The following is a 16,277-nucleotide window of genomic DNA, read 5'->3' as shown; positions in this document are numbered from 1 at the left end:
TGTTAGTTGGTGAATAATAATAGCTATAGAAGTACGACGCCCGATTGTTTTTTGCCGTCCATCATGATTTTCAGCGGGTGGTCGAAGCGCACGTGGCGTACAAACTGCGTCTCTTCAACGGCGGGCATCTGGTCGAGAACCTCTTTTTGGAAAACACCATCCCCGGTAAAGGTGTTGATAGTGAAGTAGCCCACGCCGAAGGAAGTGAGATTCTGGAAGAAATGAGTACCCTGCGAGGGGTCCACACGATAGTTCTTCAGTCCAACTTCTACAATGACACGGGCAGCAGAGATGTGAGGCCACTTCACGGGAATTCCCAGCCAGTAGTCGCTCGACCCCCAGCGTCCCGGACCTATCAGCACGTAGTTCTTGTCACTTTGCAGGAACTTGCGGTTGATCTCCTCGATTTCACAGGCGATGGTAGGATTGTTCACTGCGGTGAAGTCATCATCGGTCTTCACATAAACCACATCCACTACATCTTCTGATATACCATGCCCTAATGAGTTGTTCGATCTGAGCAGGCAATCGCTGTCGGCAATCTGTTGCAAGTCTTCATCGAGCACCTGCTTGGCATCCACAATAGGACGTATCTGTAGCAGGTAGAACTCCCCCGTGCGGTCATCGTTGATATTGCAGGCAAACTCAATCTCTACGGGGCGCTTCATCTCTTCGGCGCCTAACTTCTGCGACATCTGCAATAGTTCGGGCAGCGGGAATACATCGTGCTGTAACACACCACAGAAAGATATAACCTTGCGGCCACCTTCGTAGATACCGTCGCGAATCACCTGATCGATGGGGTCATAGGTCGATGCTAAATAGGTCAGTGCACCGTCTTCGGCAGCCTGTTTTACACGTACCTTTTTGATGTTGAAACCATCGTCTACCTTGAAATCATCGCCCACATGTGCCATGTCGAGAGCGTAGAATCGGGTTTGTGTCTCGCTCAGAGCGGTTTCCATCTCCGATGTCTGGAGTACCTGTTTGGGATGGTATGGAGATACACGAAGTGTCTGTCCGCCATCTACAATGTATTTTCCTAATCCTACAGCCAACGAGGCTATACCCTCTTCGGCAGTCTCGTCGCCGATGGGGTAGTAGTTCAGTGAGCGCAGTACGCCGCTGAAGTTGGGGTAGTACAGATCACCATACTGCTTACCTACTACCTCCTGCAGAATCACTGCCATCTTCTCCTGGTCGATGACGTTCTGTGTGGCCAGCATATAGGCTTTGGAATCCTTATAGTAAACTGATGCATACACGCCCTTGATGGCGCAGGCCAGCATGCGTAGCATCTCGTACTTATCATTCAGATATGGTATCATATAGGTAGAATAGATACCTGCGAAGGGCTGGTAGTGCGAGTCCTCAAGCAGCGAACTGGAGCGTATCGCGATAGGTGACTTCACGGCATCGAAGAACGTGAAGAAGTCGGCTATCAGCGAGTCGGGCAACTGGGCACGCATAAAGTGCTGCAGAATCTCCTCGTCGCTGGCGTCGCTCAGGGCGATGGGGTAGAGGTTATTTTTCTCCATGAATTCGTCGAAGAAGTCGGTACATAGTACAACTGTCTTCGGTATCGATACTTGTGCCTGCTCAAACTGATTCAGTTCGGGATGACGCTTGATAACCTGATCGAGGAATGCCAGACCACGTCCTTTTCCACCTAACGAACCTTCACCAATACGGGCGAAGTGGGCGTAGCGGTCGAACTTCAGTCGGTCGAATACAGCTACCACGCCGATGTTCTTCATTCTGCGGTACTGTACGATGGCATCGAAGATGATCTGTCGGTGGGCATCCACATCCTGTAGCTTGTGCCATGTGACCTGCTTCAGAAAGGCCGATACGGGGAAAATGGCACGGGCTGTCAGCCAGCGACTCATGTGGTTACGACTCACGTGATAAAGCATAGAGTCGTAGGGTATCTTAAAAATGTTGTCCTGCAGCTCTTTCAAAGACGAGACACGGAACACCTCTTCTTTCGTCTTCGGATCACGGAAGATAAAATCGCCGAATCCCATATGTTCCTCCATCAGGTGGTGAAGGTCGACATTCATCTTGGTCGAGTTCTTATCAATGAAGTGGAATCCCTCGGCTTCGGCTTTGGCCTTGTTGCCAATTTCTGATGAATCGAGAATCAAGGGGACATATTCGTCGCGGCGACGAATCTCACGAAGCAGTTTTAATCCTGCCTCTGGGTCGCCTTCCTCTACGTGGCTCAATCTCCCCTCATGTACTTGCATGGGGAATCGGGTATCACTAATCACGCCTAAGGTGTTCTCGTGATACTTCTCGTACAATTGCATGGCCTCCTCATAAGTGGTGGCGAGCACAACCTTGGGTCGCCCGCGCTTACGCTGGGCAGCCGCATGTGGGTTCAGCGCCTCGGTCGAGAATCGCTTACTCTGAGCCAGGATATAGTTGTAAAGGTTAGGAAGCACGCTCGAATAGAATCGGATGTTATCCTCTACCAGCATAATCATCTGTACGCCGGCCTCCTTGATGTCGTGTTCGATGTTCATCTTATCCTCAATCAGCTTGATGATGCTCATAATGAGGTTGGTGTTACCCAACCAGCAGAACACATAGTCGAACACCGACATGTCCTCGTCCTGAATACGTTTAGTGATACCATGTGAGAATGGAGTTAGTACCACACAAGGGATGCTGGGGTGTACGGCCTTGATTTCTCGGGCCACAGTGAAGGCATCGTTGTCGGCATTACCAGGCATACATATCACCAGATCGATGTCGGTGGTATGTAGTACCTTATTGGCCTCTTCGGTAGTCGATACCTGCGTGAACGTGGGTGGGTATCGCAACCCCAGTTCCATATACTCGTCGAAGATCTTTTCGTCCACACGGCCGTCGTCCTCCAGCATGAATGCGTCGTAGGGATTGGCCACAATCAGTACGTTAAAGATGCGTCGTGTCATCAGGTTCACGAACGACACATCTTTCAGATAGAATTTATTCCACTCCTGTGGTATTTTGCTAACTTCTTCCATAATCGAGGGCAAAGATATAAAAAAAATGCAAAGATTGATGCGGTTTCTGAGAAAATTTGTATTTTTGCAGCCAGTATCAACTATAAGAGATAAAATTATGAATACAATGAATTCGACAATGAAACCTTATTTCCGCCCGTTGGCATACGCTGTCAGCGCATTTGTGTTGGTTATGATTCTGTTTGCCACCTGTTGCACGGTGGTCGACTCTGGTGAGGTGGGTATCCGTTTCCACAAATGGTCGCTCAATGAGCAGGACTACGGAGGCGTTGAAGGCACCTGTAAAGGTTGGGTCTTCTATAATCCCATCACCACAAATGTGTTTACCTATCCAACGTTTACCCAGCGTAAGCAGTACGAGACCTTCTCTGTGAATGCCAAGGATGCCTCACTTTTCGAAATGGATCCTACTATTGCCTATCGCATCAACCCTGATAAGGCTTGTGACATCTTTACGAAATATCGTGTAGGTGTGAAAGAACTGGAGGAGGGCTACATTCGTACTTGCATTTATGAAGCCTATCGTACCTGTGCTAATCAGTACACCTCTGATTCACTGATGTCTAACCGTGCCAACTTTGAGCGTGATGTACGTGCCCGCTTGGAGAAGTCGTTGATGTCAGAGGGATTCCTGGTTGAGGAGTTTACCTCGAAGATCACTCCACCATCATCACTGCTTTCAATGATCGATGCCAAGAATACTGCTATCCAGAGTGCCCTGAAGGCCGAAAACGAGGTGAAGGAAGCCGAGGCTAACGCCAAGATAGCTGTAGCCAAAGCCGAGGGAAATGCGCGTGCTATGAAGATTAAGGCCGATGCCGAGGCTTACTACAATCGTACTATCGCAGCATCACTCTCGCCCATGATTGTACAGGAGGATATGATCGAGAAGTGGGATGGCAAGATGCCTCAGATCATGACTGGCAATGGCGGCATGATGATGGATATCTCGAAAGTGATTGGTGGCGCTAAGAAGTAATATGTAGGTCTACTTCATGTGGACGAATCGGTAAGGTGATGAGAAAATAGACGAAAAACTTGTTTTATTCGTCGAAATGTCTTATCTTTGCCCCCAGACAAAGTAAAACTATTAATATTATGAATAAGAATGAGAAGTTTGTCATCACGATTAATCGTGAGTTGGGCAGTGGCGGTCGTACCGTTGGCCGTAAGTTAGCCGAGAAGTTAGGGGTAGAGTATTATGATAAGGCTGTCATTCAGACCTTAACGGATAAATACAATCTCAGCGTCGAAGAGATAGAGCGCTTAAAGGGGCGCAACCATAGTTGGTGGGCCGAGTTAAGACGTGCACTCTTCGAGAGTAATGGTAAGGCAGCCACTGCTAATTATACACTGGCTGTACCTGGCGACAAGCCTTTCGAACCCACCAGTCAGGAAATGTACCAGGTAGAGCGTCAGATTCTGAATGGCATTGCCGAGAATGAGTCGTGTGTTGTAGCTGGTAGGTTAGGCTTCTTTGTGTTCCACACTCATCCCAACCACCTGAACGTTCTCATTCAGGCCTCAATGCCTTTCCGTGTTGAGCGTGTGATGCGCAAGCAGAATGTGACTGAAGAAGAGGCTCGCAAGACAATTGAGAAGGTCGACCAGATGCGTGAGAACTATGTGAAGGAATATGCTAAGACCTCGCGCTACGACACCCGCAACTACGACCTCGTTATCTCTGCCGACGGCAATACAGAGGATCAGATTGTGGATATCATTCTGCAGTATATCAACAACTCAAGCAAGTAGTTATTCGAAATCGATGAGGAAGGAAGCTAAGTCGTCGCCTTCTTTTAGGCCAAGCTTCTTTCTTAGTCGATAACGAGCTCCTTCTACGCCACGGATGGAGATGCCTGTTAGGTTTACAATCTCCTTGGAACTGAGATTGAGTCTCAGATAGGCACAGAACTTCAGGTCGTTGGCAGTTAGATTGGGGAATGCGTCGCGTAGATGGCGGAAGAACTGCTTATGTATTAAGTCGAAATTCTCACGGAATACTTTCCAATACTCGTCATCTCCCATGGCGTCCTTGCTTTTCAGGGCCTCCATGGAGATGGTAGCCAGTTCTCGCCCTTTGTCTTGTAGTTGTTTTTCCAGCAGTAGTTTCTGCTGTTGTTCGATGATTTGTTGCTGTTTGGTCAACTCGAGTTCCTGTCGAATGCGTTCTTCTTCGGCTTTCTTGTGTTGCTTCTCTAATGCTCGGCTGGTCTCCCAACGTGCATAGAGATAGCCGAACAATCCTAATAGTAGGATATAAATCGTAATCATCGGCCATGATAGTAACACGGGCTTGGCATGATTGAAACTGTATTGTGTTTCGGCGTAAACCTTTCCTTCAGAATCCTTTACTTGGCAGGTTACCTCATAATCGCCATACGCCAGGTTGTTGAGATGGATTTCCGGATCGTTACTGGTAATAGTTATCTCTGAGGTGCCATGCTTTAAATGACATACAAAAACCAGTGGCTGGTTATTGTAGTTGGGATAGCTGAAACATAGGGTGACATTCGATTCTGACAGGATGTTATTTCCACTGACAGGCATGGGGTGACGGTTGTTTGCCCAGTCTGTATAGTAGGCTGCTTGCAGTATCAGCTGGTGTTGATGTTTGCTTTGGTAGGTTTCCTGTTTCATGTCGTAGCGTCCCACACCGCCATTCAGACAGAAATAGGCCATACCGTCAAAACAGCGTACCCGATTGTGCCGACCTCCATATTCCAACCCGAAAAGGCTGGTGGGGATATGACGTACCACGTGATAGACCTCGTCCTCGTAGGCAATCAGTGAATACCCCCTCTCTGACGAGAGCCAGAAGTGGTTGTTGTCAACCATGGTTGCCGACATAATAGCCTGTCCCGCCACATGGTTGAGTGCATCGAAAGGTGTGATTTCTCCGTGATCATCTACTGTGTAAAGCTTTTGAAGGTCGGATAATACTATCTTGCCACGTATTTTCATGACGAAGATACGCGATTGGTCTGCATCTTTATGTAGGCGTAGGATATAGTTCTCCTTCTTGACTTGTCTCAGATCGTCTGTCAGCTCCAAGCGGTAGCAGCCCTGATTCATGTTCGACAGCCACAAAGCGCCTGTGGCATCTACTTCCAGTTGGCTCACTGGTGCACTAAAACCTTTGATGACATGACTGAACTCCCAGTGTTCTCCTCGTTTCTTGTAGAGGCTCAGACAGGTATAGCCTGCTTCTATCAGATAGTCCTGTTCGCTGTTTATGTTATAATGTACCAGTGCTGTACTACCAGCCGATGGGGCGTTAGGGATGAGCGAACTGCTGCCGCCTTTCACCAGTCGTAATCCTTGGTTATTACCAACCACCAGATTGTCGTCAATACGCGACAGGTGCCAGTTCTGTCCTTGTGTGCCGGCTATGCTGTTTAATTGTTGGTCTTGTAGGTAATGTGCGCTCTGATTGGTGGCTATATAGAGTTGCTGCCCTGTCATATAGACATCGTGTACGCTACCCAGTTGTCCTGATAATAATGAATAGGGTGATCCCGTATGAACGAGTGCTATGCCGGCATCTAATGCTGCCCATATATTATTGTCATCATCACAATAGAGCCCTAATATGGTATTCTGATGTAACATCGATGCCGTGTTGAAGTGCCATGTCTTCTTGCCTTCGTGCGATAATTCGTATATACCGTTGTGTATCGTTCCTATCACGATATGTCCCTGATGAGTCATGACGGCTCTGTTGAGCTGGTCGGTACGCAGTTGCTCATCGATGTCAGTATGAAAGGTGGTAACCTTTTTGCCGTCATAAAGATACAGACCGTTATACTCTGTAACCAGAAGCAGATGATGCTTATCGTATGCTAATGCTGCCACCACATTGCTTCCGCCAACGTCTGAACGCAGGATGACCGATTTGAAATCGTTTCCACGAAGCAGACTGAAGTCGCCTCCAATGAGTTGCGCATACACGTTCTGTCCTATTCTGAAGATGTTGAGCGGGTTGGCGTTGGCTGCTGCATGTGCCTTTATGTTCTTCCCATCGTATTCAAACCAGGAGTAGAAGGCCTGAAACAGGATACGGCCATCCGGCATCTTGATGATGCTCCATATTTCATCGTTTTGAGGTTTATAGTTCTTCAGCTGATTCCATAGTGAGGTATAATGATATTGTCCGTCCTGCTTACGTTCGAAGTAACCGAACTGCTGATAAGAACCTACATAGATGCGACTGCTATCGGCCATCAGCGATCGGGCCACCAATTGTCCTGGCAACTGCGATAAAGTCCAGTGATACCCGTCAAAGGATAGCATCCCCGAGTTGTTGCCCACATGGATTATGCCGTTTTCGTCTTGTGTTATCGACCAGTTCTGTAATCCGGCATTATAGTCGAATGAGGTGTAGTTGGACAGGATGGGGACGAAGCTTTCTGCACGTACCGTTTGGAACGATGCGACCACAATGGTAATCAGTAGCAGTATGTACGTCACTCGTATGCGATGATTTGAATTCATGAGTTAGAAACTTGGTTTTATGGACTGCAAAATTAACGCTTTTCATCCAATCTTCCAAACAAATAAGTAGAAATCTTGTGAGCATCTTAAAAAAGTCCTTAATTTTGTTGCTGTCTGTAACTGCTTTATTATAAGTGTGTTAAATGAGCCTGTCGTAGTAAAATCGTAGTAGGCTTACTCGCTATCGTAATTGAGTAGTACCATGTAGAGAACGAGGTTTGGAAAAAGTTAGTATCTTTGCAGCCGAAAAAATCATTATCCAATCAAATTATTAACTCATATGAAAAAATTCTTATTTTCAATTCTGCTAACTATTGTAGCTCAGTTTGCCTGGGCTCAATCTAACTCCATCAAAGGAACGGTGCTTGATGCTGTTGGCGAACCTGTAATAGGTGCCACTGTGAAGATAGCTGGCACAACAGTTGCTACAGTGACCGACCTGGATGGCAAATTCTCTCTTAACAATGTACCTAAAGGTGCCAAGCTTGATATCTCATTTATTGGCATGAAGACAAAGACACTGACTGCCAGCGATAATCTGTTGGTTAATATGGAAGACGACTCAACCATGCTTGAAGAGGTGGTGGCTATCGGTTACGGTTCGGCCAAGGCTAAGGACCTGACATCTCCGATTGTTGTTGTACGTGCAGAGGATATCGCTAACATTCCGGCTACGTCGCCCATGGCTGCTATGCAGGGTAAGGTGGCTGGTGTCAATGTGGTGAGCAGTGGTATTCCTGGTGCCGGTCCTACGGTGCGCATTCGTGGTAATGGTTCGTTTAGTAACAGCGATCCTCTCTATGTGGTCGATGGTATGTTCTATGATAATATCAATTTCCTGAATCCCAGTGATATCAAGGACCTGAGTGTGCTGAAGGATGCCTCGGCTGCTGCAATCTATGGTGTACGTGCTGCCAATGGTGTGGTTATAGTCACCACCAAAAAGGGAACACGCAACCAGCAGGCGCAGATCAGATATGAGAGCTATCTGGGTGTTCAGCATGCCACTAATGTTCTGAAGATGGCCAATTCAAGTCAGTATGGACAGATGCTGATGGAGGCTGATTACGATGCATACAGTCCTTATCTCAAGGCCAGCATCGATCGTTATGGTGGCAGCTATGCCAGTGATGATTTCCATAACTGGACTTATGGTAGCGATACCGACTGGTACAGCGAACTGCTTCGCAATGCTATCATGACCAACCATGCAGTATCAGTGAGTGGTGGTAGCGAGAAGGTCAGCTATTCTGTTGGTGCTAACTACCTGTATCAGAATGGTATCATGGATACGGAAAACAGCTATTCACGCATGAACCTGCGTGGCGCCCTCGACTTTGATGCCGCTAACTGGCTAAAGGTTGGCTTCAATGGCGTTTATTCAAAGTCCAATCAGGTTAACCCCAATAATGATGCCTGGCAGCAGGCCTTCAATGCTCCTGGCATCTATCCGGTGTACGACAGTCAGAACACAGTCGCCACTCCCGAAGCGTTCGCAGCTCCATCTTCAGTAGGTTTTACTAACAACTTCTATAATCCTATCGCTACTGCTACCTATTATCATAGTAAGAACAACACAGAGCAGATGCTGAGCAATTTCTATGCTGACTTCACCTTGATTCCCAGCAAACTGCATGTCAAGACATCTGTCAATTACGATCACTCTACTATCGAGGGCTATGTCTTTATTCCTAAGTATTATATCAGCGAGCAACTGCATACCGACAACAGTAGTCTCACTAAGAGCATCACTACTTTCAATAATTATATCTGGGATAACACTTTGAACTATAATGATAGCTGGGGCAATCATAACTTTGGTGCCATGCTGGGTTACTCTATGCGCCAGGAAAAGTATCATCTGCTTTCAGGTACAGCCAAGAATGTGCCAGAAGGTAAGGAAGAATACTGGTATGTAGGTCAGGGCGACGAAGAGAGCCGTAAGTCGAGCGAGGGTGGCTATCGCTATCGTGGACAGAGCTATTTCGGTCGTCTCAGTTATAACTATGCCGAGAAGTACTATCTCATGCTCACATTCCGTGCCGATGGCTCGTCGAAGTATCAGGAACACTGGGGCTATTTCCCATCAGTAGGTGCCTCGTGGGTAATCAGTGAGGAACCATTCTTCAAGAACAACATAAAGACAATTGATTATATGAAGCTGCGTGCCAGCTGGGGTAAGTTGGGTAACGACCATGTAGCTGCCAGCGATGGCTTCGCCTCTATTGCTACTGGCAACTGGAATTCAGGCGTGTTTGGTAATGCCACCTATCCAGGTTTCCAGAATACCACTTATTTCAGTTGGTTGAGTTGGGAAATGGTTGAGGAAACTAATGTAGGTCTGAACTTAGGCGCTTTCCGTAGTCGCCTGAATCTCGATATCGACTATTTCCATCGTATGACCAAGGATGCTGTGCTCAGCACACGCCTGCCTTTCCAGAATGATACACTTGCTGGCAACAATGGTAAGATCCTGAATCAGGGTATTGACGTGAGTGCCAACTGGAACGACCGCATCGGTCACGACTTCAAGTACAATGTAGGTATGAATCTCAGCTTCCTCTGGAACGAGGTGAAGAGCCTGAATGGTGCCAATATGGTGAACAACGGTAAGGTGTATAACATCGTTGGCGAGGAGATGAACTCATTCTATGGTTACAAGGTGGTGGGCGTTTATCAGAATGCCCAGGAGGTGGCCAACGATCCTATCGCTGTAGCTAATGGACTCGAACCGGGCGATTTCAAGTACGAGGACACCAATCACGATGGTGTGCTGACTGGTGACGACCGTCAGGTGTTAGGCTCTTATCTGCCCAACTTTACTTATGGCATCAATCTGGGCTTCGAATGGAAGAACCTTGATTTCTCGCTCTCTACTTACGGACAGATGGGCGCACAGATCTTCAATCGTAAGCGTGCACTGCGCTATGCTCAGAGTAACTATAACTTCGATGAGGCTCAGTTCACCAACCGTTGGACTGGCGAGGGCTCTACTAATACCGATCCTTCGGCCAAGGCTCTCACCAAGGGCTGGAACGTCAGCGACCAGCGCCTGAATTCCTACTTCATCGAGGATGCCGACTTCTTCCGCATTCAGAATATCACGTTAGGCTATTCGCTCAAGAAGTTGAAGATTGGTAACTATACTCTGCCCAGCCTGCGCCTGAGTGTCACTGCCGACCGTCCCTTGACGCTCTTCTCTGCTAACACCTTCACCCCGGAAATCAGCGATCCCGATGGTTGGGATACCAACGTATATCCGCTTACATCTACCTATACTTTTGGTGTTCAAGTCAATTTCTAATCTATCATAATTCGATTATAACATGAAACTTTTATCATATATTTCAGCTTTTACATTGACTGCGCTCACGCTCTGCAGCTGCAGTGATTATCTCGATATCGATCCCGAGAATAAAGTGCCTGAGACTCAGGTTGACTATACTAACGTGGCCGATATGTATGCACCCGTATCAGGTGTCTATGCCAAGGTGCGTACGGGTGGAATGCACTGGGTCATCTGGCCTCTCTCTATCGTGCGCGATGATGATATGTGGTCGGGTCGTACCGACGACCAGCAGCTGTTGGTCGACTTTGGTAATTTCAATTACGATAATGCTTTCTGGGGCTTGAACGAGATGTGGAACCAGTATTATGGCATCATCAAGGTGGCCAATTCCGCGCTCGAGAGTCTTGACCAGTATGCTGCTAATGCCAAGAGCGATGCCGATATGAACAATTATCGTGCCTATTGTGGCGAAGTACGCATTCTGCGTAGTTATGCTTATTACCGACTGATGCAGGCTTTTGGTGATATTACCATCCTGCGTACTACTACTCAGGGCGACTTGACACGCTCTACCAAACAGGCTGTAGAGGCTTATGTGCTCAATGACCTCCAGTATGCTATCGACAATTGCCCCAAACTGCGTCCCAACGAGATGGAGCATGTGGGAGCAGTTACTGCCTATACGGCAGAGTTGCTGGCTGCCAAGATCCGATTGAACCGTGGTGAATACGATAAGGTGGAACAACTCACCGATGATATTATCAACAGCCAGCGTTTCCAGCTCTATGATGATTTCTATCAGCTGTTCAAGATTCCCGGAAAACTGTGCAACGAGTCGCTTTTCGAGGTACAGTGTACCGATTTCGGTCAGAGCTCGGGCGACGTGGTGGATGCCGATCAGTGGTTTGTATTCCAGGGCCCTGGAAGCCTGGGCGGTTGGAACTTTGTGCGCTTCTATCCCGAATTCCAGCAGTGGGCAGCCGATCGTGGCGAAACTGTGCGTAGCACCACCACCTTCATGCAGGGCGATACCACTACGCCAAGTGGTGACTACGTAGGTGGAACAAAGACGGAATTCTATAATGGTAAAACCTATACCCCCACAAGTCAACTGACACCAGGTCGTTCAAAATATGGAGAAAACAATAATATCCGCATATTCCGCTATGCCGATGTGCTGCTGATGAATGCTGAGGCCAAAGTACGTCAGGGAAAGAATGGCGATACGCCTTTCAATCTGGTGCGTAGCCGTGCGCAGATGCCTACATTGACAGGTGTTACTGTCGATCAGATTCTCGACGAGCGTCGTATGGAGTTGGCTGGCGAGTGGGGCGAGCGTTATAACGATCTGGTTCGTACAGGTAAGGCTGCTCAGGTGCTTGGTGCCAAGTGGAGTACAGAGAAGACTTATTATCCTCTTCCGCTCGATCAGTTGAACAATGTGCCTGCACTGAAGAATGAACCCTATAATGAATAACTGCATGAGAAGAAAACGTAGAATCATGATGTTCTGGGTGGTTGCCTTGTTGTTGTCCACCAGTTGTAGTGCAGCTTCAACCGAGAAAAATGGCGATACTCCTCCCTCTCAAGAGGAGTTCGCCAATGACAATCAGCTACTCGACCACATCCAGAAGATTCATCTCAACTATATGTGGGATGGGGCAGAACCCACCTCTGGCCTGGCTTGCGAGCGTATCCATACCGATGGCGACTATCCTGAGAACGATCAGGATGTGGTCACCACAGGCGGTAGTGGCTTTGGTATTGCCGGACTCATTGTGGGTATTGAGCGGGGCTTTATCCCTCGTGCCGAAGGACTGAAGCGATTCCACCAGATCGTGGATTGGCTGTCTCAGGCCGACCGGTTCCATGGTGTATGGCCACATTGGCTCTACGGCAAGACCGGCCGTGTGAAGCCTTTCGGTCAGAAGGACGATGGTGGCGATCTGGTGGAGAGTAGCTTCCTGATGACAGGTCTGCTCTGTGCCCGCCAGTATTTCAGTGGTGACAGCGATGATGAGAAATCGCTGGTTGAGAAGATCAATCAGCTGTGGCATGAAGTGGAGTTCGACTGGTACACCCGTGGTGGGCAGGATGTCATCTACTGGCATTGGTCGCCCAACTACGGATGGGACATGAACTTCCCGCTTGAGGGTTATAACGAAACGTTGATAGTCTATATTCTGGCAGCAGCATCGCCTACCCACAGCGTGTCGGCCGATGCCTACCATAAAGGATGGGCACGTAGTGGCGGGATTAAATCCACTGCAGCTCCTTATAACTATCCTTTGGAGCTGAAACATAACGGTGCTGAGGCTACAGGCGGTCCGCTGTTCTGGGCGCATTATTCCTATATCGGCCTCGATCCACGGAATCTTAAGGACCAGTATGCCAACTACTGGAACGTGGTCAGGAACCATGCTTTAAGCAACTATGCTTACTGTGTGGCTAATCCCAAACAATTCAAAGGCTATGGCAAGGACTGTTGGGGACTCACTGCCAGCTATTCTGTTGATGGCTATAGCGCCCATTCACCAGGCAACGACCTGGGGGTTATCACGCCTACGGCAGCGCTCTCTTCGTTCCCCTATACCCCAGAGCAGTCGATGGCTGCGTTGAAAGGCTTCTGGAAAAAGGGTGGTTGGATTCGTGGGAAATACGGTTTCTACGATGCCTTCAGCGAACAGAAAAGCTGGACGAAGCCTCACTATCTGGCCATCGACCAGTGTACGATTGCCCCGATGATAGAGAATTATCGCAGCGGACTTCTTTGGAAACTCTTTATGAGCTGTCCGGAGGTGAAACAGGGCTTGGATAAACTGGGCTTTACATATTGAGCGTAATAATAACTATATGAAAATGACAATGATGAAATTTAAAAGAATGATGGCTCCTCTGGCGCTTGCACTGATGGCATGGCCTGTGGCTGCTCAAACCGTCGACAACACAAAGATGAATCAGTATATCGACCGCCTGATGAGCCAGATGACGCTTAAGGAGAAAATCGGTCAGCTCAATCTTCCAGTGACGGGCGACATTGTTACTGGCGAGGCTAAGAGCAGCGATCTGGCAGGCAAGATCCGTAAGGGCGAAGTGGGAGGCCTGTTCAACCTCAAAGGTGTCGACAAGATCCGTGAGGTACAGAAGCTGGCCGTCGAGCAGAGTCGCCTGCACATCCCCTTGATATTTGGTATGGATGTTATCCATGGTTATGAGACCGTGTTTCCCATTCCTCTTGCCATCTCGTGCAGTTGGGATATGGCGGCTGTTGAGCGTTCGGCTCGTGTGGCTGCTCAGGAGGCCAGTGCCGATGGCATCTGCTGGACTTTCTCACCGATGGTCGATATCGCCCGCGATCCTCGTTGGGGACGTATGTCGGAGGGTAATGGCGAGGATCCCTATCTGGGTTCTGCCATCGCTCGTGCGATGGTGCATGGCTACCAGGGCGACGACCTGGCACTCAACAATACGGTGATGGCCTGTGTGAAGCATTTCGCCCTTTATGGTGCAGCCGAGGCTGGTCGCGATTACAACACGGTGGATATGAGCCGCTGGCGCATGTTCAATTACTATTTCCCTCCCTACGAGGCTGCTGCCAAGGCGGGGGCGGGTTCGTTCATGACCTCATTCAATGTGGTGGATGGTATTCCAGCTACCGGTAATAAGTGGTTGCTCACCGATGTGCTACGCAAGCTGTGGGGATGGGATGGATTCGTAGTGACCGATTATACGGCCATCGCCGAGATGACTGCTCATGGCATGGGCGACTTGCAGACCGTTTCAGCATTGGCACTCAATGCCGGTACGGATATGGACATGGTGGCCGATGGTTTCATCGGTACCTTGGAGAAGTCGTTGCGCGAGGGTAAGGTGAGCGAGCAGACCATCAATCAGGCCTGTCGTCGCATCCTTGAGGCTAAATACAAGCTCGGTCTCTTCGACGATCCTTATCGTTATCTCAATGCCAAGCGTGCCAAGAAGGAGATTTATACCGCAGCCAATCGTGCTGATGCACGTCGCTTGGCCACAGAGTCGTTTGTGCTGCTTAAGAACGATGCACGCTTGTTGCCGCTCAAGAAGCAGGGGCGGGTGGCTGTCATTGGTCCGCTTGGTCATACACGTGCCAATATGCCCGGCACCTGGAGCGTGGCTGCAGCCTTCGATAAGTATAAGAGTCTCTATGAGGCCATGCAGCAGAAACTTTCCGGTGTGGCTACCGTGACTTATGCCAAGGGCAGCAATGTGTTTGATGATACACAGTTGGAGGCTAATGGCTCTATGTTTGGTCGTGAGATCCGTGACAACCGTAGTGCCGAGGAGATGCTGGACGAGGCTATGAATGTAGCGCGCCATGCTGATGTCATCATCGCAGCTGTTGGTGAAACCAGCGAGATGAGCGGTGAGTGCAGCAGTCGCTCAGATCTCACTATCCCTGAAGCTCAGAAGCGTCTGCTCACTGCGCTAAAATCCTTAGGCAAGCCCGTGGTGCTGGTCAACTTCTCTGGTCGTGCCACTGTCATGAATTGGGAGACGGCGCATTTCAGCACCATTCTGAATGTATGGTTTGGTGGTTCCGAGGCTGCCGATGCCATCTGTGATGTGCTGTTCGGCGATGCTGTGCCCAGTGGTAAACTGTCGTTCTCAATGCCTAAGAGTGTAGGTCAGATTCCTCTGTTCTACAATCATCTTAACACAGGTCGCCCGCTGGAGCAGGGAAAATGGTTCCAGAAGTTCCGTAGCAACTATCTCGATATCGATAATGAGCCACTTTATCCCTTTGGCTATGGTTTGAGCTATACCACCTTCAGCTATGACCATCTGCGCTTGAGTGCCAACAAGATGGATCGCCGTGGTAAGCTTGTAGCCAGTGTAGATGTTACGAACACAGGCGAATACGATGCTGATGAGATAGTGCAGCTCTATATTCGCGATATGGTGGGCAGTGTATCACGTCCGGTGAAGGAGCTGAAGGGCTTCGAGCGTATTCACCTGCAGAAAGGTGAAACCAAGACAGTACACTTTACCATCGACGAAGAGAAACTCAAGTTCTATAATTCTGATTTGCAATATGTCAGTGAGCCTGGTGAGTTCCAATTGATGGTCGGCCCCAACAGTCGTGACGTACAGACCTTATCGTTCGTCCTTGAATAACAACAAGAGGCTTGTTTCAATTTTACCCTAACACTAACCCTGCTTTAGTATGATACTATCGCAGGGTTAGTGTTAGGGTATCGTGTGGTTAGTGTAAACCTATCGTGGAGGTGCCTGAAAACATGCCAGACAGATTCACCTGACCATAGACCGACATCGCTCCAGATAGCAATAATGGTAGTAATAATTTCTGTTTTATATAAAACAGTCATGGTGAAAATGTTGGATCAAAATCTTCACAACTGCCTGATATTCAGGAACAAAAGCTTCCTTTTTGAAACTCGTTGAGGTGACGAAGGTGACGTGATTTACAAAATTTTTTTTTATAA

8 protein-coding genes are annotated in these 16,277 nt (G+C 48.5%); 6 read left to right on the top strand and 2 right to left on the bottom strand.

The genetic code is table 11. The annotated features are described in order from the left end of the window. Window positions 1-23: 23 nt before the first annotated feature. The gene (locus T495_RS0108675) at window positions 24-3,014 is read right to left on the bottom strand and encodes a PEP/pyruvate-binding domain-containing protein (RefSeq protein WP_028902348.1); all 2,991 of its coding nucleotides are present in this window, start codon (window positions 3,012-3,014) and stop codon (window positions 24-26) included. A 97-nt stretch (window positions 3,015-3,111) separates the two neighbouring features. Here T495_RS0108675 and T495_RS0108670 point away from each other — a divergent pair, with 97 nt between their 5' ends. Continuing rightward, on the top strand, window positions 3,112-3,993 hold the full coding sequence (locus tag T495_RS0108670; protein WP_231480157.1) for a prohibitin family protein: 882 nt from the start codon (window positions 3,112-3,114) through the stop codon (window positions 3,991-3,993). Window positions 3,994-4,112: 119 nt separating this feature from the next. Then, the gene (locus T495_RS0108665; protein ID WP_028902346.1) at window positions 4,113-4,769 is read left to right on the top strand and encodes an AAA family ATPase; all 657 of its coding nucleotides are present in this window, start codon (window positions 4,113-4,115) and stop codon (window positions 4,767-4,769) included. Here T495_RS0108665 and T495_RS0108660 read toward each other — a convergent pair whose 3' ends face one another. Continuing rightward, on the bottom strand, window positions 4,770-7,508 hold the full coding sequence (locus T495_RS0108660) for a hypothetical protein (protein ID WP_051651951.1): 2,739 nt from the start codon (window positions 7,506-7,508) through the stop codon (window positions 4,770-4,772). Between the two features lie 280 nt (window positions 7,509-7,788). Between T495_RS0108660 and T495_RS0108655 the strand changes: the two genes are divergently transcribed. From T495_RS0108655 to bglX, 4 genes are read left to right on the top strand one after another with little or no spacing between them, the layout of a single operon-like run. After that, entirely contained in the window at window positions 7,789-10,812 is a 3,024-nt protein-coding gene (locus tag T495_RS0108655) for a TonB-dependent receptor (RefSeq protein ID WP_033148341.1), read from the top strand. A 22-nt stretch (window positions 10,813-10,834) separates the two neighbouring features. Then, the gene (locus T495_RS0108650; protein ID WP_033148340.1) at window positions 10,835-12,274 is read left to right on the top strand and encodes a RagB/SusD family nutrient uptake outer membrane protein; all 1,440 of its coding nucleotides are present in this window, start codon (window positions 10,835-10,837) and stop codon (window positions 12,272-12,274) included. A gap of 4 nt (window positions 12,275-12,278) precedes the next feature. Continuing rightward, entirely contained in the window at window positions 12,279-13,634 is a 1,356-nt protein-coding gene (locus tag T495_RS0108645; protein WP_369793238.1) for a glucoamylase family protein, read from the top strand. Window positions 13,635-13,662: 28 nt separating this feature from the next. After that, window positions 13,663-15,948, top strand: coding sequence for a beta-glucosidase BglX (gene bglX, locus T495_RS0108640; protein ID WP_033148461.1), 2,286 nt, complete (start codon window positions 13,663-13,665; stop codon window positions 15,946-15,948). Window positions 15,949-16,277: the final 329 nt, after the last annotated feature.

Source organism: Prevotella sp. P6B1 (assembly GCF_000702825.1).
Lineage (GTDB): Bacteria > Bacteroidota > Bacteroidia > Bacteroidales > Bacteroidaceae > Prevotella.
The sequence above is the reverse complement of the archived record's forward strand: the minus strand, read 5'-3'. Positions and strand labels throughout refer to the sequence as shown.

What these genes read in the sequence shown, in the direction of transcription:
- T495_RS0108675 (WP_028902348.1), bottom strand. Translation starts at nt 3,014, where the DNA reads ATGGAAGAAGTTAGCAAAATACCACAGGAGTGGAATAAATTCTATCTG.
- T495_RS0108670 (WP_231480157.1), top strand. Translation starts at nt 3,112, where the DNA reads ATGAATACAATGAATTCGACAATGAAACCTTATTTCCGCCCGTTGGCA.
- T495_RS0108665 (WP_028902346.1), top strand. Translation starts at nt 4,113, where the DNA reads ATGAATAAGAATGAGAAGTTTGTCATCACGATTAATCGTGAGTTGGGC.
- T495_RS0108660 (WP_051651951.1), bottom strand. Translation starts at nt 7,508, where the DNA reads ATGAATTCAAATCATCGCATACGAGTGACGTACATACTGCTACTGATT.
- T495_RS0108655 (WP_033148341.1), top strand. Translation starts at nt 7,789, where the DNA reads ATGAAAAAATTCTTATTTTCAATTCTGCTAACTATTGTAGCTCAGTTT.
- T495_RS0108650 (WP_033148340.1), top strand. Translation starts at nt 10,835, where the DNA reads ATGAAACTTTTATCATATATTTCAGCTTTTACATTGACTGCGCTCACG.
- T495_RS0108645 (WP_369793238.1), top strand. Translation starts at nt 12,279, where the DNA reads ATGAGAAGAAAACGTAGAATCATGATGTTCTGGGTGGTTGCCTTGTTG.
- bglX (WP_033148461.1), top strand. Translation starts at nt 13,663, where the DNA reads ATGATGAAATTTAAAAGAATGATGGCTCCTCTGGCGCTTGCACTGATG.